Here is a 19,659-nt window from a genome sequence, read left to right on the forward strand (position 1 = left end):
AATGTAGGGCTTTGCCCTACATTATTATTCTCTCCAACTATCCAACGGCAAATACTCCCGCAAAGCTTCCGCTTCTATAGCTTTCACCACTGGTACACTGGAGAGCGGACTTGAAGTGACGGCTAGCAACTTTTGCAACTGCGTCATTGCTAAGTACCCGCCGCACAATAGTAAGCGATCGCCTGCCCGTAAAGCCATATTGCCATCGGGAAACCGCAGAAATTTACCGTCGCGGCGAATCGCTTGGACTTGTATGCCAAAACGACGGCGAATGTCGAGATCTCCTAGAGTTTGACCGATCGCGGGGCTATCAGCAGCTACCATCAACCAATGACAAGCAGCATTGGCTTCTGGTACAGTTGCCTCGCTTTGAGCCAATTCCTCTAAAGCGGCTAATTCTTCTGCTTCTCCCACTAACAATAGGCGATCGCCCTTTTCCAACATCGTCTTAGCATTGGGATAATCTACCTCTTGCCCGTTTGCCCGTTTAATTGCCATCAAACTCACCCCCGTCAAGTAGCGCAAGTCGGCTTCTTCTAGCGTCATCCCCGTGAGTGGCGAACCCGCTGGTAAGGCGTACCAACGGCTATTTAAATCTTGAGTAGCCTGCTGCAATTCGCGCGAAACTTGAGCCGCCGTCCGTTCTGGACGTAACTCTAGATAATGGTGATTGCGGATTTGCTGCATTTCTTGCTGAATCGAAATCGGTGCTAAACCAATCTGTGCTAGCAAATGACTGGCTAGTTCCAAACTCGCTTCAAACTCCGGCTGTACGACCTCTCTCGCCCCTAACTGATAGAGTAATTCAATATCTTTATCTTTAGTTGCTCGTACTACCACATCGAGATCGGGCGACAATTCTAACGCTCGCTTCAGACACAGGCGGCTGCTCATCGGATCGGGTAAGGCGATCGCCAGCGACTTAGCTCGTTCGACCCCTGCCTTTTCTAATACGTGTAAACTAGCTGCATTGCCATATACATAGGGTACGCCCGCCTCGCGGACTTGCTGAATTCGGCTTTCTGATTGGTCGATTACGACTACGGGGCGATCGCGTTCTTGTAACAAGCGCACTAAGTTTTTCCCAACCTGCCCGTAACCGCAGACGACAACATGGTTTTGTTGAGGCGTGTTGGCTGAAATTTCGAGCGGTAAATCTTGCCCCTCAATGAATTTTCTCAACCAAGGTAACTCCAATAACTTTGGCACGAGTCGTAATACGAAAGGCGTAAGAACGAGCGTAACGGCAGTCGTACCCAAAATCAGCAGGTAGACGGGACGGGACACCAAACCGAGCGATCGCCCTTCACTTGCCAACACAAACGAGAATTCTCCGATCTGGGCTAATCCCAATCCCGCAATCAAAGCTGTTTTCAACGGGTAACGGAAAAGCATCACTAAGGGCATGACGATCGCGAACTTGCCCACAAAAACCAAAGCTACCAGCCCTAAGATTAACTCCAAGTTTTGCCACAAAAACACGGGATCGATTAGCATTCCAATCGCGGCAAAAAACAGCGTCGCGAATATATCTCGCAGTGGCTCAACATAAGTTAGAGTCTGGTCGGCATACTCCACTTCAGAAATCATTAATCCGGCGACAAACGCCCCCATTTCAATCGATAGCCCCAAATGCTCTGTTAATAGAGCAATTCCCAGACACAGCGCTACGACTCCTAGTAAAAATAATTCTTTGCTTTCAGTTCGTGCCAACAAGCGTAATAGAGGAGGAATCAGCCAAATTCCTGCGGCAACAGCTCCGGCAGCAAATAAACCAATTCGCAGCAGTGCCGTTACTACCGCTATACCAATTAACTGCGGCGGTTGGTCTAGTGCGGGTAAAACTGCCAGCATCAATCCCAGTGCTAAATCTTGGACGACCAGAATTCCCAACATCACCTGTCCGTGAGAACTCGCCGTTTCGTTTCGTTCCATCAAGCACTTGAGGACGACAGCGGTAGAAGATAAAGATAAAATTGACCCCAGGAATACGCCTTTAGCAGGTAAGATTTCCCAAGCTCCCGCAACTCCACAGACCAACACCGTGACCAGAATTGTCAGGGCAATCTGCAATCCGCCGCCTCCGAGGGCGATCGCCTGCACTTTTTTTAATTCAGCAAATGAAAACTCTACACCCAAGGCAAACAGCAGAAAGGCAACGCCAAATTGAGCGAGAGTTTCAACTTGGACTAACTCCTTAATCAGCCCTAGTCCAGCTGGTCCTACAACCATGCCACCCAGCAAGTAGCCAAGCAGTACTGGTTGACGGCATAACGCCGCCAGTAAGCCGCCACCTGCCGCAACTGCCAAAACCAAAACCAAGTCAACTATTAATCTAAAATCTTCTTGCACAAATTTATAAAAGAAGTATTAAGGTATATAAACTTCAGCATACAGAAGTTTTAAGTTTATTTGGGAGCAATTACAACATATCTACTTTTGTAAAAACTCGATATAGCTTTCATAGGGGATCGAGACCATAAAGCTAATCTAGTTGGTCAATCAGTCTGGACTTTTGCGAGTATATGAATCAATTAACGGGAGTCGGGAGTCGGGGGTCGGAAGTTGTAGGGGTGGGTTTTTTTGAAGCTCCCTGCCAACAACAACAAGTTCTGCGATTAAACCCGCCCTTACCCAAGTCGGGGAAGAAAGCAGAGGAGCAACAACTGTCAACTAACCACCAACAACCAACTATTCCGAATGCCGAATGCCGAATGCCGAATTCTTTCTACGCTCTCCTACTCTCACTGGGTATTACCTTAGTCTCAGCCTTACCAGCCCAAGCTTTACAGGTGCGGGTCATTCCTACAAAGCCTCATTTAGGCGATACGCTGTCGGTAGTTGTCAGACCAAACAACCCCGATGTCAGCGATAGCCCCACCGTGACCGTCAATCGCAAAACTTATCCAGCTTTTGCTATTGCTCCTGGTGTATTTCGCGCTTTTATTCCTACCACACCTTTACAAAAAGTAGGAAAAAGAGAAATTCACATTAGCAGTGAAGGCAAAGTGAGAAATATAGCCGTATGGGTTGCAAATCGTAAATTTCCCGTGCAGAGAATTAACTTTCGACCAGGGAAGGCTGGGCTAGAAGCAACCGAACTCGAACTGAGTCGGGTAGCAGCTTTTAAATCGCTCGTTACTCCGCAAAAATTTTGGAATGGTCCTTTTCTTAAGCCCAATCGCGGCAGAGTTAGCACGATTTACGGAGTGCGTCGCTATTACAATGGTAAATTTGCTAAAAATTACTACCACCGTGGCGTTGACTATGCAGGTCCAGTAGGTTCTCCCGTAGTTGCTCCTGCCGCAGGGCGAGTTTCGTTAATCGGTTTAGAATCTCAAGGGTTTCGAGTTCACGGTAATATAATTGGACTCGATCACGGTCAAGGAGTAACGAGTGTTTTCCTCCACTTAAGTCGGATCTACGTTAGAGAAGGGGATATTGTGAGAGCCGGACAACCGATTGGCGCGGTGGGTTCGACGGGGGCTTCAACTGGACCCCATTTGCATTGGGGATTTTACGTTCAAGGGGAAGCAGTCGATCCGACAACTTGGCGGGAACAAGGAATGAATTAGACTTAGGGTGCTAATTTTTGTGCTGTAGCAGGGCAAAATCAATCCAGGATTAGTTTAACTATAGGAAAGCAAAATAGGTAAAGCAGCGTTATGAGCATTCAACAAATTGTCGAGCAAGCCCTTCAAGATGGCTATTTAACACCAGCCATGGAAGCAGAGGTGGGTAGAATCTGTGACACTGCTTCCGAGCTTTCCATAGAAGAGTATATGGCGTTAGATAAGTTGATGGGTTCGCTCTTGACTGGCGAAGTTGTAGCGGTGCAGCGCAAACAATTTATCAACGTAATGGAAGAGTTAGTGCTGACTGAAGTGATCGCACGGGTAGCAGAAATTAAAGTTACCAGCGGTCACAGTCTAGACGTAGGTGATATCGCTGCCTATGCACTCAATCGTCTTCCTCCCCTATATGCTACGACTGAAGAAGGTGCTAATTACCAACGCCAGCGGGCAAAAGAAGAACTGGCAGCGCTGATTGTACAACAAATCGATGAAGCGATCGCCCGTAGTTTAGACCGACCCGAATTCTTCCCAGAACGCCAAGCCCTCGGTAAGAGTAGCGGTGGTCAAGAGGTGGTGAAACAAGTCAGTATGCTCCTCCAAGCCTACGCACCCAACTTCGAGCAACAGATTTCTTAGCTAATCGCTAATAGCTAATTGCCGATTGCCAAAAACAAATACACAGACTGCCAATGACAGATTGTAGATTGTCTTCCACCATGAGCGTGGGAGACAAATTAGTTTTGTCAATTACTTGCTGAAACTAAGTTTAATCTATCTTCATCTAAAGGCAAGAAAATATTAAGATAGTATTATGATTTGCTTCTATCTTAGGATAGAAATAGGCAAACTAGAAATATCTAAAGAATTCTGGCAATTAGATTTCAGTTGTTTCAAGTCGGCGCTCGGTTTTGTGACTGTAAGTGAAGTACAGCTAGTGGTTGTGGGGGACAAAAGCGATGTTAGAAAAGCTGATGTTAGCGATCGCAATTACCATGTGCATCAAGTTGTTGCTTGGAGTCGGCGTACCAATCAGCCACGAACCTGCGAAGCCCAGCTATCGGGTCGTAGAAAACCCCAAATCCTCCTTAATGAAAGTCATATTTCCCCGCGATCTCCGACAGCAACTAGCTTTTCAAGAGTGGTGAGTGGTTGACAGTTGACGGTTGACGGTTGACAGTTGATGGTTGACAGTTGATGGTTGATGGTTGAGTGTTGTTTTTTCTCCCTCAGCTCCCTCAGCTCTCTCCCCCCTGCTCCCTATTCGGGAACATACTGGTATCAGATTCACGTCTCTAACTTGAGAAAGATTCCGCCTTGCTGTAGGGAACTTCTGTAAGGTGGGGCAGTCTATGAATCGGGAATGTTTTCGAGCCATTGGCATTTATGAGTCAATCAATTCCTGTATGCTGGTCAACAGTTCACGCAACGGTTACTCCAGCGCCAGTGACAGTAGAAAAGCTATCCGATCGCGATCTCATTTTGCGCTGTCAGGCTGGGCTGCGTCCAGACAAGGCTGCATTTGCCGAGCTGTTACGCCGCTATCAGCCGCATGTAGAGCGTATTTTGTATCATTTAGCACCTGATTGGCAAGATAGAGCAGATTTAGCTCAAGAAGTTTGGATTCGCGTTTACCGCAACATCAAGCGGCTAAACGAGCCAGCTAAATTCCGAGGCTGGTTGAGTCGTATTGCCACCAATATCTTCTACGACGAATTACGCAAACGCAAGCGAGTTAAAAGTCCCTTATCTCTAGATACTCCCCGCATTGCCGAAGATGGAGAAATGGACTGGGAAATCGCCGGAGATAATCCCAGCCCTGAAGAAGAGTTGACAACGCGAGAGTTTTACGAGCAGTTGCAAGAGGCGATCGCAGATTTACCCGAAGTCTTTCGCACAACTATCGTACTGCGAGAAATTGAAGGAATGCCCTACGAGGAAATTGCGGAAATTACCAACGTTTCTCTAGGAACTGTCAAATCAAGAATTGCTAGAGCTAGAGCTAGACTCCAATCGCAACTGCAAAATTATCTTAACGGTCAATAATCAATCAGTCTGAAGATAGAAAGCAATGACACAAGAATATACGTTTGCAAGTAGATCGAAACTCTAATTCCAGCCTTTAAGATCTTCAGGCATATGGGCAAACTCAGTAGCGTAGTAGAGAGACTTATCTAGACATATCTATGAATAAGTGGGTGATGATGTTAAAATGACCTCTGATGAAAAACGTTGGATCGACAATCGCCCCGAACCAGGGGAAACAGATAAACACCATACTATTGAGGCAAATCAATTAATCGGTGCTATGGATATGTTGAAGCGCGATCGCTTCGAGTTACTGAGCGCATATCTGGACGGGGAAGTTACCGCCGCCGAAAGGCGAGAGGTAGAAACATGGCTAGAACATGACCCAGAAACCAAACGGCTGTACGAGCGCTTGCTCAACCTCCGTCAAGGAATTGGAACGCTGCCAGTACCGACACAAGAACCTGTAGAACAAACTATTCAACAGGTCTATCAAAGGATACACCGTCGATCGCAACGGCGGGCAATCGTATGGGGTGGTACTGCCATTGCAGCTGTGTTTGTAGGCGCGATCGCTACCCTACCAAACTCACCAATCGCACAACTTGCCCGACTCTCCAAAATTGAGCCACTTATGGTCGCTATCAACGACCCAGTGGTAGAAATCCCCAAGATCGTGATTCCTTCACCAAATGGTGAAAGACAAAATCAAAATAATCGACCAATAGAGCCACAACAACATCCACAAAATAAGAATTTTAATTGAAGTGAGTTGTGAGTGGCTACTGACTGGCGGCTAGCGCTCGGAAAGGAATCTAGCCACTGGTTCCACTACCGACTGATAACTGGTCACTGGTCACTGGTCGCTGATTTCTGACTGCTCCACCAGCCATTAGGCAGAAAAACGCCACCAAAAGCGCGTACTTGTTCTGGGGTCATCAAGTACGTCCAAGCTCGATCTATAGGCGCTAGAGAGGTGTCGTAGACTTCTATTTGCTGCCGATAATACTCATTTTCAGCGATCGCCCTTTGCGGGTCGTAATCCTCTAGCCAGTCAAGCTGCTGTAAAATATCTGGATTGGTAAAAGAAAACAGAACTCCATAGACTTTGAAACTACCAGGAGTCATGGCTGGATATCCGAAAGGTAAGTCAAATAATTGACCCAAAGCGCTCGCTTCTCGTGCTGCCACCACATAATCCGCACAATAACGCTGATAATTCGCCTCTCCCGGCTTAAGCGTGCCATATACGAAGACTTTTACGATCTCGTCATTTGTCATTTGCCATTCATTATTTATAGTGAGCGATCGTTTTTGACTTTTAACTTTTAACTTTTGACTTCTCGATCGCCAATTACTCATTAACAGTAATTTAAAATATTGAGACAGACACGAACGCATCATTAGGAGTCTCATTCGTGGAGTCCCGTTATAATCCCGCAGCGATCGAGGAAAAGTGGCAAAAAACCTGGATAGAACAAGGTATAGACAAAACTGAAGAAAACAAAGATAAGCCGAAATTCTACGCCCTATCCATGTTTCCCTATCCATCGGGTAGCCTGCACATGGGTCACGTCCGCAATTATGTGATTACGGATGTGATTGCTCGCCTCAAACGAATGCAAGGGTATCGGGTGCTACACCCTATGGGTTGGGATGCTTTTGGTTTACCCGCAGAAAATGCTGCCATTAAAAATAATATTCCGCCTGCTAAATGGACCCAACGCAATATCGCCCAAATGTGCGACCAATTAAAGCGGCTGGGTTTGTCAATTGATTGGGATAAAGAACTTGCCACTTGTTCGCCAGATTATTATAAGTGGACGCAATGGATTTTCTTACAATTCTTGCAAGCCGGACTTGCTTACCAAAAAGAAGCAGCTGTCAACTGGGACCCCGTTGACCAAACCGTATTGGCAAACGAACAAGTTGATAGTGAAGGGCGTTCTTGGCGCAGCGGGGCAAAAGTTGAGAAAAAATTACTCAAACAGTGGTTTTTAAAGATTACCGACTACGCCGAAGAATTGCTGCAAGACCTCGACCAGTTGACAGGCTGGCCCGAACGAGTCAAGCTAATGCAGGCTAACTGGATTGGGAAATCTACAGGGGCATATTTAGAATTTCCCATTGTTGATAGTTCGGAAAAAATCGGTGTTTTTACCACTCGTCCCGACACGGTTTACGGTGTCACTTACGTTGTTCTAGCGCCGGAACACCCTTTGACTCGTCAGGTGACAACGCCAGACAGAAAAGCCGCAGTAGAAGCATTTATTCAAGAAGTTGCAGCCGAAAGCGAATTAGAACGCACGGCTGAGGATAAACCCAAACGCGGGATTCCTACAGGCGGAATGGCGATTAACCCGTTTACAGGTGTAGAAATTCCGATTTGGATTGCTGACTACGTGTTGTATGAATACGGTACTGGGGCAGTCATGGGAGTTCCCGCCCACGATACCAGAGATTTTCAATTTGCTCAAGGCAATAATCTTCCGATTCAAGTGGTCATTGTGCCACCAAACACCGACGCAGAGGCGTTACATGTAACGTCTCTACAAGAGACATACACGGAACCAGGAATTATGATTAACTCTGGTTCTTTCAATGGTATGGATTCGGTACAAGGCAAACAAGCGGTAGTAGAATATGCCGAGAAACAAGGCTGGGGTAAAGCCAGAATTCAATATCGCCTCAGAGATTGGCTGATTTCTCGTCAGAGATATTGGGGCGCACCCATTCCTGTCGTTCATTGTCCTAACTGCGGTATCGTACCCGTACCAGAGGCAGACTTACCCGTAAGGCTACCAGAAGATATAGAATTTACGGGTCGCGGTGGTTCGCCTCTAGCACAGTTGGAAAGCTGGGTTAACGTACCTTGTCCTACCTGTGGCACGCCTGCGAAGCGAGAGACAGACACGATGGATACGTTTATTGATTCGTCGTGGTATTTCTTGCGCTATCCCGATGCCACGAATGACAAGCAGGTATTTGATTCAGCACGAGTCAACGACTGGATGCCCGTGGATCAGTATGTCGGTGGGATAGAACACGCAATTTTACACTTATTGTACTCGCGGTTCTTTACCAAAGTCTTACGGGATAGCAATTTGCTCAACTTTGACGAACCTTTCCAACGCCTGTTAACTCAAGGCATGGTACAGGGATTAACTTACATGAATCCCAACAAGGCAGACAAAGATAAATGGGTTCCCACCTCAATTGTCAATGCAGACGATCCTCGCGATCCCCAAACAGGTGAACCGCTAAAACTCGTCTACGCTACTATGTCTAAATCTAAGGGTAATGGTGTTGCTCCAGAAGATGTAATCGCTAAATATGGAGTAGACACCGCCAGAATGTTTATTCTGTTCAAAGCACCCCCAGAAAAAGATTTGGAGTGGGATGAAGCAGATGTTCAAGGACAATTTCGCTTCTTGAATCGGGTATGGCAATTAGTCACCGAATTTGCGCAGCAACCAAATGCAAAAGAACCATCTAAAGTCAAAAATCCGAAATCCAAAATTGAAAAGGATTTGCGACGGGCGATTCATACGGCAATTCAAGCAGTTACCGAAGATTTAGAAGGCGAATATCAATTTAATACAGCCGTCTCTGAATTAATGAAACTCAGCAATGCCCTAGCTGATGCAACGTGCAAAGATTCTCCAGTGTATGCAGAAGGAATTAAGACATTAATTCTGTTATTGGCTCCATTTGCGCCTCACATTGCTGATGAATTATGGCACGCGATCGCACGCCAGGAATCGGTTCACAAACAGTCGTGGTTGAAAGCCGATCCAGATGCTTTGGTGGCAGATGAAATGACATTAGTAATTCAGATTAATGGTAAAACTAGAGGTACGATTCAAGTTCCCGCTCAAGCCGATCGGCAAATGCAAGAAAAGCTAGCAAGAGAATCGGAACCCGCGCAGCGATATATCGAAGGCAAGGAAATTAAAAAGGTCATCGTCGTACCTGGAAAATTAGTTAACTTCGCGCTCGGGTAATTGATAACCGATAATCGAGCTTTTGTAGGGTGGGCAATGCCCACCTTTTTGATTTTAAATATATGTACAAGTAAATATATGGCGGAAATGAATCGCTAAATTCATTGCAGTAAAAAATGAAAAATTACTTTTATCCTCCTTTACCTAATACTTGTTTGATTAACTTTGCTCAAGTTATTGCTCCAGTTGTTATCCCCTATTTTTTTAAATTTGAACTACGTATCGATCGCGAATCCATCGAAACAATTCAGGCTTTAAACGAGCGCAGAATACTTTTATTACCAAATCATCCCACATTTCAAGATCCAATTGCCATCTTTGCCCTTTCTGGTCAGTTAAACCAAAAGTTTTACTACTTGTCAGCATATGAATTATTTCAAGGATTTATGACTGGAATTTTTCAACAATTAGGAGTCTATTCTATTCGACGTGGTTTAGTCGATCGACCCAGTATTGCCCAAACAATAGAAATATTAACTCAACCGAGTTGCCGTTTAGTCATATTTCCAGAAGGAGGATGCTCTTTTCAAAACGATACGGTCATGCCTTTCCGCGCTGGCGCTGTTCAAATTGCTTTTCAGGCTATGAGTAAGCTAGCTAAGCAAGGAGAAATACCCGATCTATATGCTTTGCCAGTTAGTATTAAATACCGCTATACACAAGATATGCAGAGAGTTATTCATCAAACTCTCAACCGTTTAGAACAAGCATTAAATATAAAATCGTGTCTAAAAGATTACGATCGCCTGCAAGCGATCGCACAACATGTCTTAGTCCGCATGGAACGAGAATATGATACTTATTCACCTACTAAAGACGAACTAACCTGGAACGATCGTATTTCTCTGCTACGGATGCATATTTTAGAATCCTGCGAACAACAGCTAGGAATTTCTTCTAATCCTAAAGAACCAGTGCGAGAACGAACCTATAGAGTTGAATATGTACTCAAAACTCAAGTAGATACACTAGAGTCAGAAACAACAGCAGAAACCGAAACTGTAACAGGCGATCGCGCTAATAAATACAGCTTAATTGAAAAGTCAATTAAGCGGTTGCTAAACTTTGATGCGATTTACGATGGTTACGTGGCTGAAAACCCAACACCAGAAAGATTTTTAGATACCCTCACCCGTCTAGAACGAGAAGTATTTGATATCGATAAACCCCCAGCTAAAGGATATCGCCACGCCAGAATTAAAATTGGAGAGCCAATAAATCTTAAAGACTTCTTTACAGAATATCAACGCGATCGTGCTAACACTGTGGATGCTGTTACGCTCAAAGTTCAACAAACAGTACAGCAAAATCTTAATTTGTTAAATGGTAATTGGTAAATGGTAGTTGGTAGTTAGTAGTTGGCGATAGATGTATATCGTCGAGTTTTTTGGCTCGTTCAGTATAGTTATAGCTAGTGACTTAAAATCTAGTATGGTATCAATGTTAGCAAGGATGACATTCGCTAGTTGAGCGTGATAAGATTTACACATAAGTTAAATATTCATTACGATGCGAGGAAACAGAAAATACTCTATACTCCGGTGACAAGATCGAACTGAACAGACGGTAAGTGACAGCGCCTAGAAGAAGCGTATTTCTGTAATTTTGCTTGTATGAAATTATTTGGTTAGATTGTATGCAGCCGTGAGCTGTGACAGAGTAACTATTATTACTTAGTGCAAAAAATACCTTACATCAACTGAATTAAGGGTATCTACTGAAAAAGAACTATCTCTTCATGCGAGCGATCGCTTTGGCATGGAGATTTTCCAAATATATAGCCATTTGTGCTGAATTCAGGCAGATCTCGCGATCGTGCTAGACGGTTGATGGTTAGCTGTTGGCTATCTTCACAACTGACTATCTTCACAGCAGCGGGAGTTGCGTACATCACAAATAACATTGCTATAACTAAGTGCGATCGCAACTATATCAACCATATATCTTATTTAGAACAGCAGTATGATCCGAGAAATTAAGTACGAAAATATATTAATAGCCATGATTGTTTCTCATAAATTTCAAGCGCCTGGAATTCATTTTTTTACTCCGGGCGATTTTTCACAACAATTAGCTTATATGCGTCATCCTACTGGAAAAATTATTCCGCCTCACGTCCACAATCCAGTCAAACGCGAAGTGCAGTATACCCAAGAAGTTCTTTTAATCAAAAAAGGTAGACTGCGGGTAGATTTTTATAATGAATCTCAGCAATATTTAGAAAGCTATATTCTCGAAACTGGCGACGTGATTCTTTTAATTGCAGGAGGACATGGCTTTGAAGTATTAGAAGAAATTGAAATGTTTGAAGTCAAGCAAGGACCCTACGTTGGCGATTTAGATAAAACTCGATTTGTGGGAATTCAAGCAGAACAAGCTCAGCTAGCCGACGATCGCTTACTCCTTGTCAACAACCAGTAACAAATATCAAATATCAAATGACAAATGACAAACATATGCTTGATTATATTCCTGTCAACGAACCACTGTTAGATGGCAATGAAAAAAAGTATTTAAATCAATGTATTGATACTGGTTGGATTTCCTCTGAAGGACCATTTATTAAACAATTTGAAGAACAGTTTGCGGCAAGAGTAGGGCGTAAATATGGCATTGCTGTTAGTAATGGCTCCGTAGCTTTAGACGCTGCTGTATTAGCACTAGGTATTGGTGCGGGTGATGAAGTCATTCTACCTACTTTCACAATTATTTCCTGCGCGGCAGCAATTGTTCGTGCTGGTGCTATACCCGTTGTTGTCGATTGCGATCCTCATACCTGGAATATGGATGTGAGACAGATTGAGGCTAATATCACACCCAAAACCAAAGCAATCATGGTAGTTCATATTTATGGATTACCTGTAGATATGGAGCCAATACTTGCTTTAGCAGCAAAGTATGGGTTGCAAATTATAGAAGATGCAGCTGAGATGCACGGACAAACTTATAAAAATCGTCCCTGCGGTAGTTTTGGTAATATTAGTACCGTTAGCTTTTATCCGAACAAACATATTACTACAGGCGAAGGTGGGATGATTCTCACCGATGACGATCGCCTAGCTGAACGTTGTTGTTCTCTGCGAAATTTATGTTTTCAACCCCAGCAGCGTTTCATTCATGAAGAACTCGGCTGGAACCTGCGGATGAGTAATATTCAAGCTGCTTTAGGTGTAGCGCAACTCGAAAGATTGGACGAATTCATTACTCGTAAACGCCGGATGGGACAACGTTACACCGAGCTATTGTCAGATATACCTGGCTTACAATTGCCAATTCCACAGACTGACTACGCCGATAATATTTACTGGGTCTATGCATTAGTCCTAAAAGATGAAATTCCATTTGATGCTAAAGAGGCAATGAGGCGCTTGCATCATCATCAAGTTGGTAGCCGTCCCTTCTTTTGGTCTATGCACGAACAACCTGTTCTCCACAAAATGGGATTGTTTACTAACGAGTCTTGTCCAGTAGCAGAAAATATCGCTCGTCGCGGTTTCTACATTCCCAGTGGTATAGCTTTAACTGACGAACAGATGGAACGAGTCGTCGAAGTCGTCAAAGAAATTTTGCGATCGCCATAATTTTTTACCAAATTAGTTAAATAGTAGGGTGGGCAATGTCCACCCTATATTTGATTTTCACTTACAGCATTTCTTGCGCTATAGGAGATTCAATGAGGGTTGGGATTTTTTTATCAAATTTTACTCCCCAAATTGGGGGAGGCTTTACGTTTGAAAACGAAGTATTTCGAGCGATCGCTGAATTTGGTGGGGCAAGCGGTCATACTTTTATCGTCTATAGCTGGGACAAAAAATTATCTCAAGCACCTTCGTTGGGGCAACATATTGAATATAGATCGCTGCATCACAGTATCAGAAATTTATTGTTGTCTCAGCCATTAAAAATTGCCAAAGAGCTATTGAAAAGACTACGACAATCAAAAAACCTACTCAAACTTAACAGCGTATTCAAAGACGTAATTTTAGTTGCGATCTTGGGTAATGAAATCGATCTAGTCTGGTATTTAGAACCGAGTACTCGCACAGTTGAAATTCCTTACATTACTACACTTTGGGATCTACAGCATCGGGTACAGCCGTGCTTTCCAGAACTCAGCACCCAAGGACAATGGGACGAGCGAGAACAGTTTTACGCAAAAGTACTGAGGTGTGCTTCCATTGTCGTGACTGGTACAGAGGCAGGTAGAGCCGAAGTCGAAAGATTTTATCAAGTACCAGCTGACCGAATTAAGATCTTGCCTTTTCCCACGCCTGAATGGGCGTTGAATGCTCCATATAACAGCGATCGCTACATCCTAGAGAAGTACAATATACCGGAAAATTACCTATTTTATCCCGCACAGTTTTGGGCGCACAAAAATCATGTCGCTTTATTAATGGCGGTTAAATGGCTGCGATCGCAATTCAATTTAATTTTACCCGTAGTATTTGTTGGCTCGGAAAAGGGAAACAAGCACTATATTCAGCAAGTTGTTGCCGATCTCGACTTATCTAGCCAAGTTCACTTTCTAGGGTTTGTACCGCAAGCCGATATAGTTCCCCTGTATCGCCATGCATTTGCTCTAGCTTTTATGTCTTTTTGCGGACCTGATAACATACCTCCTTTGGAAGCATTTGCTTTAGGTTGTCCGGTTGTTGCTGCCAACGTGTCAGGCGCTCCAGAGCAGTTGGGAGATGCCGCTTTACTAGTTGACCAGCGAGACGAACGGCAGGTTGCTTTGGCGATTAAGTCACTTTACGATGACCCAATTTTGCGGCAAACATTGGTACAACGAGGATTAGCACGAGCGGCAAAATGGACGGGACAAGATTACGTCAAGGCTGCATTTGAAATGATTACTGAATTTGAATCGCTGCGGCGTTGTTGGAGTCAATACGGTTGAGTTAAAAGCGCTCGATCCTCAAAGATCCCCCCAGCCCCCCTTAACAAGGGGGGTTGGGGGGATCTTCTTATCTGAACCGTATTGCTGTTGGAGTAGGTAAAACCTTACGATCGCCAAAGCAGGTAGGAGGCACGCAGAAAAGTTATTCTTCACTTACGTATGTAGGGGCGTGCAAGAGTTGTTGTATGCCCCTACGTATATATAAGCTCATCCTGTGGATCTACTGATGGTCATTGCGATCGCTCCGTAAACCAAAAGTTAATTCAGTGAAACCACGCATGGGGATACGGAAAAAGGCGGCTAAACTTCGTTTGAAGTTGAGTTAGTTCAGGCTAACTTTTAACTTCTTCTAGATAGACAACTTATCTGAAAAATTAGGCTCATTTCATCAGTAAATTTTGCCTCAAAGGTGTGTGAGGAGTTACTAACTCAAGGTAATTCCTGCGGATACGTCTGTCTTGAAGTTGGTAAATTTCTCTAAGTCACTGAGCTACTTGTAATGTGTATTGTTAAAGCTGCTACAACCACTATTCTCTTGGCAACTCTTGCTTGTTGCGAGTTGAGCTACAAAGCCAATGCCAATCCTGTGCCGATCGCCCAAAAACAATTAGGCGATCGCGCTATGGCACTGAAGCAAAATAGTGCAACTGCATTAGAACAGGTGTTGCAAAGTCGAAAGTTTAAAGCCTCCGATTTAGCGCAAGTATCGACTTTAAATGATATTCAGGGTAGCTGGGCGCAGAGTTTTATTGCCGGATTAGTATCGCGGGGTATCGTTCAAGGTTTTCCCGATGGTAGTTTTCGCCCAGACGAGCCAGTAACTCGCGCTCAATTTGCCGCAATTGTCACTAAAGCATTTCCACAACAATCTAACCGCAACGCGATCGCTTTCGCAGATGTACCGGAATATTACTGGGCGAAGGATGCAATTCAGACAGCTTATCAAACAGGCTTTCTGGCTGGATATCCCAACAACACTTTTTTACCAGAGCAAAACATTCCCCGCGTCCAAGTATTAGTAGCTCTAGCCAACGGACTGAACTTGTCGGCAAAAACGGAATCTTCCACCCTGCTCGATACCTTGTATCAAGATGCAGCAGAAATTCCCGACTTTGCCCGTAGTCCAGTGGCAGCGGCAACAGCAAATCGCTTGGTCGTAAACTATCCCAATAAGGATGTACTGCATCCAAATCAAACGGCAACCCGTGCAGATGTCGCAGCATTTATCTACCAAGCTTTAGCGAACCAGGGTGAAATGCCGCAACTGAGAGCTGACGATCCAATAGCTGAATATGTCGTTGGTTTGCAGCCAGCAACTCCTCCAGCAGCATCCACGCCAGAACCGCAGCCACTAACACCCGAGCAAGTGGCAAAACTGCGTCAACAGTATCGTATCGAAGTGACACCGTTAACAGCTCTGATTAGACCGTCAGTACCAGGTGGCGGATCGAGCGTTGGTTCGCCCACGGCATATGGTGCGGGTTGGGGTAGTGCCTTCTTCGGTACGAGTTTTCAAGGTAGAGCGCGCGATACGAGCAAATCGGATGGAGCGGCTTCATTTGGATTTGGTTTAGGCGATGCAAGTAAAGCCGTTGGTCTAGAAATTGCGGCTACAGCTGTCGATTTATATGGAAACACTTTCGGGGATGGGACGATTAGTTTCAAACTGCATCGACTTCTGCCTGCGAACTTTGGAATTGCGGTTGGGGTAGAGAATGCAATTATTTGGGGCGAGACTGACGGTGGTAGCAGTCTTTACGGCGTAGTCAGTAAAGTTTTCAGTCTCACCGAGGATGCAGCAAAGCCTTTTAGTAAGATTACGACCTCAGTAGGTCTAGGTGGTGGTCGCTTCCGTTCGGAAGAGGACGTAGAAGACGGTAACGATACGGTTAATGTTTTTGGCAGCATGGGCTTGCAAGCGACTGAACAACTTTCCCTAATTGCAGACTGGACGGGTCAAGATCTGAACTTAGGTGTATCTGTCGTACCTTTCCGAAGTCTACCTCTAGTCATTACTCCATCTCTTGCCGATGTCACTGGCAATGCTGGTGATGGTGTCCGATTTGTTCTCGGTGTCGGTTATGTCGGTCGTTTCTAAGTCGTGACGAAGGGAATCAAAATCATGAATGTTCAACGCCAGCTCTTTCTTAGTTTAGCTTTAGGATCATTTCTGCTAGTTAGTTCGTTACCCGCTCTGGCTCAGAAGTACAACCAATCAGATGTCACGGGCGCTATTATAACTACCGGCGATATTGTTGGCGGTGCTTTTGTCCCAGGAACGAATGGCGGTTTTAATCCTGCTGCTCAAGTTGCGATCGATCGAGCTGCTGCTGCGCTTAACGGTTTACTAGCAAAAGGGGCGATCGCTGGTATTCCCCCAGAGACGCAGCAAGCACTAGCAAGCATACTGACTGAAACTGGAAATCCTACTTCAGCTGCCACTCAATTTCAAAACACTTTAGTTGCGGCAGGCGCAGATTCAAAATTAGCAGCAGGATTTGTTAAAAGTTTGCAAGGGCTAACTGCTGGGAATGTAATTTCTCCTGGTAAATTAGTAGGGGCTATAGAAGCCTACAACGCTTTAGTTAATAGTGGGAATGGAAACTTTTTGCAAGTTGCTGCACCACAATTGCAAGCGGTAAAAGCAGCACTATTACAACTAGCAGAAGCTTTGACAAAAGCTAATTCTCCAAAAGCTAATGCTCGTCCCTAGTTTTTTAGAGGGTAACATTACAGACTGCTTTCAAACAAGATGTTTTTCCATTGATATCTTGCACCAATAATTCCTGATATCAATTCTCGATTGCGTGCGTGACACTTGTAGGGGCGCACAGCCGTGCGCCCCTACAGATCGTATATTTTACCCAATTGAGAACCGCTATGAAGCAAGCAAAATATCCATTTCAAAGAAGAACATCAAGTGTTCATGGGTAGGCTTCTAGCCTGCTTTTCATACAAGCTGACATTAGACATTTACTAAGTAATTACTCTGACTACTTGTGACAAACCACGGTCAATCTGAATTAATTATTGCAGCTGGTAGAACAGAACACCAGTACTGGAAAGATTTATGGCGCTACCGCGAATTGTTTTACTTCCTGGCTTGGCGAGACATTTTAGTGCGCTACAAGCAGACTGCAATCGGTATTGCGTGGGCATTAGTGCGCCCATTTTTAACCATGATTGTCTTTACAGTAGTATTCGGCAAACTAGCAAAACTACCTGCTGAGGGCGCACCATATCCAATTATGGTGTTTGTAGCTATGTTACCTTGGCAATTTTTTGCTAGCGCTCTTGCAGAATGTAGCAATAGTCTTATTTCTAATGCTAATTTGATTTCCAAGGTTTACTTTCCCCGTTTAATTGTGCCTGCTAGTGCAATTGTTGTCAGTTTTGTAGATTTCCTAGTTTCAGGCATGATTTTGTTAGGTCTGATGGCATGGTATAACTTTATTCCTTCCTGGCGAATTTTGACACTACCATTATTTATGGCGATCGCTTTTGTCGCTGCTATCGGTGGCGGATTGTGGCTATCGGCGTTGAATGTTAAATACCGCGATTTTCGCTTTATTGTGCCGTTCATCGTCCAGTTTGGTTTGTATATTTCTCCGGTTGGATTTAGTAGCAGTATCGTACCCGAACGATGGCGCTTGGTTTATTCACTTAACCCAATGGTAGGTGTGATTGATGGTTTTCGTTGGGCAATTCTTGGTGGAGAGACTCAACTCTATTGGCAAGGATTTATGTTGTCTGTAGGATTAGTAACTTTACTATTTGCCAGTAGCATCTGGTATTTTCGCAAGGTAGAGCGATCGTTTGCAGACGTAATTTAAGTCAAAACTTTAAACCATGTCAGATTCAGTAATTCGCGTCGAAAATTTAGGCAAAAAGTACATTCTCGGCCATCAAAAGCAAGAATGTTACACCACACTGCGAGACACGCTAGCTAACGGAGTCAAATCTTTTAAACATCGCTTTATAAAGCAGCGCGATCGCAGAACTTATCATCCAACTCGTGAAGAATTTTGGGCATTAAAAGACGTTTCTTTTGAGATTAAACAAGGTGAAGCTATTGGTGTTATCGGACGCAATGGGGCAGGGAAATCGACACTATTAAAACTTTTGAGTCGCATTACTGAACCTACTAGAGGAAATATAATTGCTAAAGGGCGAGTAGCCAGCTTGCTAGAAGTAGGAACGGGATTTCACCCAGAACTAACTGGACGAGAAAATATTTATCTTAACGGTTCTATTTTAGGCATGAGTAGAGCTGAGATTAAAAAAAAGTTTGATGAAATTGTTGCCTTTGCTGAAATTGAAAAGTTTTTAGATACTCCGGTCAAGCGTTATTCTTCTGGAATGTACGTTCGCCTTGCTTTCTCTGTTGCTGCTCACTTGGAACCAGAAATTTTGATTGTGGATGAAGTCTTAGCAGTAGGCGATTCAGCATTTCAAAAGAAATGTTTGGGAAAAATGGGTGATGTGTCAACCAAAGAAGGACGAACAGTTTTGTTTGTCAGCCATAGTATGCAAGCTATTGCCCAACTGACTCAGCGTTGCATACTGCTTTCCAAGGGAAACGTTCAATTTGACGGTCATACTAGTAAAGCGGTGCAGTTATATATTGCTGGAGCAAAATTTTCAGACGAGCAGCCTGCATATTACGAAGCTTCTGCGGATAAAACTGGTAACTACATAGCTTGGGCGCAGGTACATACATCTGAAGAGGAAGGAGTCCACTGCTGGGGAAAACCGATTACATTTGAATTTGCATTAAACGTGGCTCAACCGCATGAAAGCCTATGTTTCTCTTTTCAGGTACTGAATGAATTTCAACAACCCATTTGTATTTTTTGGAAATTCGATGACCAAATACCTTTTCGTCGAGAGGCAGGATTGTTTGTTATCAGATGCGAGATTCCAAAATTTAGACTCTACATGGGTTCGTTCACCTTAAGAACATGGTTTGCTGAGCGACGCAGTAGTAATTTATTAGAAAATTTGACTCATATTTGTCCGTTTGAAGTCACAATGCACAGTATTGAGCGACAGGATTATCCGTGGCAACAAGACGAATGCACTTACTTAGAAGATGCTATTTGGCAAGTTGTAGAACAGCCATTGGAAATCTCCTCGAAATCCTAAATTTAAG

18 protein-coding genes are annotated in these 19,659 nt (G+C 44.2%); 14 read left to right on the forward strand and 4 right to left on the reverse strand.

Annotated features, from left to right (window positions below):
* Nucleotides 1–24: 24 nt before the first annotated feature.
* Nucleotides 25–2,352: a monovalent cation:proton antiporter family protein gene (locus QH73_RS26625; protein ID WP_039713717.1), complete on the reverse strand. Its 2,328-nt coding sequence runs from the start codon at nt 2,350–2,352 to the stop codon at nt 25–27.
* Nucleotides 2,353–2,714: 362 nt separating this feature from the next.
* On the opposite strand from QH73_RS26625, the gene QH73_RS26630 reads away from it, so the two are divergent.
* From QH73_RS26630 to QH73_RS26640, 3 genes are all read left to right on the forward strand, one after another.
* Nucleotides 2,715–3,575 (forward strand): M23 family metallopeptidase, encoded by an 861-nt coding sequence (locus QH73_RS26630; protein ID WP_039714551.1) that lies wholly within the window; start codon nt 2,715–2,717, stop codon nt 3,573–3,575.
* A gap of 90 nt (nt 3,576–3,665) precedes the next feature.
* Complete coding sequence (locus tag QH73_RS26635) at nt 3,666–4,211, forward strand: late competence development ComFB family protein (RefSeq protein WP_039713716.1); 546 nt, start codon at nt 3,666–3,668, stop codon at nt 4,209–4,211.
* 320 nt (nt 4,212–4,531) lie between these two features.
* Entirely contained in the window at nt 4,532–4,720 is a 189-nt protein-coding gene (locus QH73_RS26640; protein ID WP_039713715.1) for a QAALIT motif small membrane protein, read from the forward strand.
* Here QH73_RS26640 and QH73_RS26645 read toward each other — a convergent pair.
* The gene (locus QH73_RS26645; protein ID WP_132867270.1) at nt 4,708–4,950 is read right to left on the reverse strand and encodes a hypothetical protein; all 243 of its coding nucleotides are present in this window, start codon (nt 4,948–4,950) and stop codon (nt 4,708–4,710) included. The two genes, QH73_RS26640 and QH73_RS26645, sit on opposite strands and share 13 nt — an antisense overlap.
* Before the next feature lie 8 nt (nt 4,951–4,958).
* Here QH73_RS26645 and sigG point away from each other — a divergent pair, with 8 nt between their 5' ends.
* Both sigG and QH73_RS26655 read left to right on the forward strand, forming a co-directional pair.
* The gene (gene sigG, locus QH73_RS26650) at nt 4,959–5,618 is read left to right on the forward strand and encodes an RNA polymerase sigma factor SigG (RefSeq protein WP_039713714.1); all 660 of its coding nucleotides are present in this window, start codon (nt 4,959–4,961) and stop codon (nt 5,616–5,618) included.
* 166 nt (nt 5,619–5,784) lie between these two features.
* Nucleotides 5,785–6,366 carry an anti-sigma factor family protein gene (locus tag QH73_RS26655; RefSeq protein ID WP_039713713.1) on the forward strand — a complete coding sequence of 194 codons (582 nt, stop codon included), beginning with the start codon at nt 5,785–5,787 and terminating at the stop codon, nt 6,364–6,366.
* A gap of 83 nt (nt 6,367–6,449) precedes the next feature.
* On the opposite strand, the gene QH73_RS26660 is transcribed toward QH73_RS26655, so the two are convergent.
* Nucleotides 6,450–7,004, reverse strand: coding sequence for a gamma-glutamylcyclotransferase family protein (locus QH73_RS26660; RefSeq protein WP_309476537.1), 555 nt, complete (start codon nt 7,002–7,004; stop codon nt 6,450–6,452).
* A gap of 14 nt (nt 7,005–7,018) precedes the next feature.
* Here QH73_RS26660 and leuS point away from each other — a divergent pair, with 14 nt between their 5' ends.
* Nucleotides 7,019–9,604 carry a leucine--tRNA ligase gene (gene leuS, locus QH73_RS26665; protein WP_039713711.1) on the forward strand — a complete coding sequence of 862 codons (2,586 nt, stop codon included), beginning with the start codon at nt 7,019–7,021 and terminating at the stop codon, nt 9,602–9,604.
* 116 nt (nt 9,605–9,720) lie between these two features.
* Nucleotides 9,721–10,941, forward strand: coding sequence for a 1-acyl-sn-glycerol-3-phosphate acyltransferase (locus QH73_RS26670; protein WP_039713710.1), 1,221 nt, complete (start codon nt 9,721–9,723; stop codon nt 10,939–10,941).
* Between the two features lie 377 nt (nt 10,942–11,318).
* Here QH73_RS26670 and QH73_RS26675 read toward each other — a convergent pair whose 3' ends face one another.
* Nucleotides 11,319–11,495, reverse strand: a complete 177-nt coding sequence (locus tag QH73_RS26675) for a hypothetical protein (protein WP_165587792.1) — start codon at nt 11,493–11,495, stop codon at nt 11,319–11,321.
* 110 nt (nt 11,496–11,605) lie between these two features.
* On the opposite strand from QH73_RS26675, the gene QH73_RS26680 reads away from it, so the two are divergent.
* The 7 genes from QH73_RS26680 to QH73_RS26710 all read left to right on the forward strand — a co-directional run bounded on the left by QH73_RS26680 (nt 11,606) and on the right by QH73_RS26710 (nt 19,652).
* A complete protein-coding gene (locus QH73_RS26680) occupies nt 11,606–12,025 on the forward strand; it encodes a cupin domain-containing protein (RefSeq protein WP_236147188.1) in 420 nt (139 codons plus the stop codon).
* Between the two features lie 17 nt (nt 12,026–12,042).
* Entirely contained in the window at nt 12,043–13,185 is a 1,143-nt protein-coding gene (locus tag QH73_RS26685) for a DegT/DnrJ/EryC1/StrS family aminotransferase (RefSeq protein WP_236147189.1), read from the forward strand.
* Nucleotides 13,186–13,277: 92 nt separating this feature from the next.
* The gene (locus QH73_RS26690; RefSeq protein WP_039713707.1) at nt 13,278–14,507 is read left to right on the forward strand and encodes a glycosyltransferase family 4 protein; all 1,230 of its coding nucleotides are present in this window, start codon (nt 13,278–13,280) and stop codon (nt 14,505–14,507) included.
* Between the two features lie 499 nt (nt 14,508–15,006).
* Nucleotides 15,007–16,605: an S-layer homology domain-containing protein gene (locus QH73_RS26695; protein WP_039713706.1), complete on the forward strand. Its 1,599-nt coding sequence runs from the start codon at nt 15,007–15,009 to the stop codon at nt 16,603–16,605.
* Between the two features lie 24 nt (nt 16,606–16,629).
* Nucleotides 16,630–17,220 (forward strand): hypothetical protein, encoded by a 591-nt coding sequence (locus QH73_RS26700; RefSeq protein WP_052289781.1) that lies wholly within the window; start codon nt 16,630–16,632, stop codon nt 17,218–17,220.
* 286 nt (nt 17,221–17,506) lie between these two features.
* A complete protein-coding gene (locus QH73_RS26705; RefSeq protein ID WP_039713705.1) occupies nt 17,507–18,340 on the forward strand; it encodes an ABC transporter permease in 834 nt (277 codons plus the stop codon).
* A 16-nt stretch (nt 18,341–18,356) separates the two neighbouring features.
* A complete protein-coding gene (locus tag QH73_RS26710) occupies nt 18,357–19,652 on the forward strand; it encodes an ABC transporter ATP-binding protein (RefSeq protein ID WP_039713704.1) in 1,296 nt (431 codons plus the stop codon).
* Nucleotides 19,653–19,659: the final 7 nt, after the last annotated feature.

Source organism: Scytonema millei VB511283, assembly GCF_000817735.3.
GTDB classification, from domain to species: domain Bacteria; phylum Cyanobacteriota; class Cyanobacteriia; order Cyanobacteriales; family Chroococcidiopsidaceae; genus Chroococcidiopsis; species Chroococcidiopsis millei_B.

Excerpts from the sequence above, each read along its gene's own strand:
- QH73_RS26630 (WP_039714551.1), top strand. The coding sequence starts at position 2,715 with ATGCCGAATTCTTTCTACGCTCTCCTACTCTCACTGGGTATTACCTTA.
- QH73_RS26635 (WP_039713716.1), top strand. The coding sequence starts at position 3,666 with ATGAGCATTCAACAAATTGTCGAGCAAGCCCTTCAAGATGGCTATTTA.
- QH73_RS26640 (WP_039713715.1), top strand. The coding sequence starts at position 4,532 with ATGTTAGAAAAGCTGATGTTAGCGATCGCAATTACCATGTGCATCAAG.
- QH73_RS26645 (WP_132867270.1), bottom strand. The coding sequence starts at position 4,950 with ATGGCTCGAAAACATTCCCGATTCATAGACTGCCCCACCTTACAGAAG.
- sigG (WP_039713714.1), top strand. The coding sequence starts at position 4,959 with ATGAGTCAATCAATTCCTGTATGCTGGTCAACAGTTCACGCAACGGTT.
- QH73_RS26655 (WP_039713713.1), top strand. The coding sequence starts at position 5,785 with ATGACCTCTGATGAAAAACGTTGGATCGACAATCGCCCCGAACCAGGG.
- QH73_RS26660 (WP_309476537.1), bottom strand. The coding sequence starts at position 7,004 with ATGATGCGTTCGTGTCTGTCTCAATATTTTAAATTACTGTTAATGAGT.
- QH73_RS26670 (WP_039713710.1), top strand. The coding sequence starts at position 9,721 with ATGAAAAATTACTTTTATCCTCCTTTACCTAATACTTGTTTGATTAAC.
- QH73_RS26675 (WP_165587792.1), bottom strand. The coding sequence starts at position 11,495 with ATGTACGCAACTCCCGCTGCTGTGAAGATAGTCAGTTGTGAAGATAGC.
- QH73_RS26680 (WP_236147188.1), top strand. The coding sequence starts at position 11,606 with ATGATTGTTTCTCATAAATTTCAAGCGCCTGGAATTCATTTTTTTACT.
- QH73_RS26685 (WP_236147189.1), top strand. The coding sequence starts at position 12,043 with ATGACAAATGACAAACATATGCTTGATTATATTCCTGTCAACGAACCA.
- QH73_RS26690 (WP_039713707.1), top strand. The coding sequence starts at position 13,278 with ATGAGGGTTGGGATTTTTTTATCAAATTTTACTCCCCAAATTGGGGGA.
- QH73_RS26695 (WP_039713706.1), top strand. The coding sequence starts at position 15,007 with ATGTGTATTGTTAAAGCTGCTACAACCACTATTCTCTTGGCAACTCTT.
- QH73_RS26700 (WP_052289781.1), top strand. The coding sequence starts at position 16,630 with ATGAATGTTCAACGCCAGCTCTTTCTTAGTTTAGCTTTAGGATCATTT.
- QH73_RS26710 (WP_039713704.1), top strand. The coding sequence starts at position 18,357 with ATGTCAGATTCAGTAATTCGCGTCGAAAATTTAGGCAAAAAGTACATT.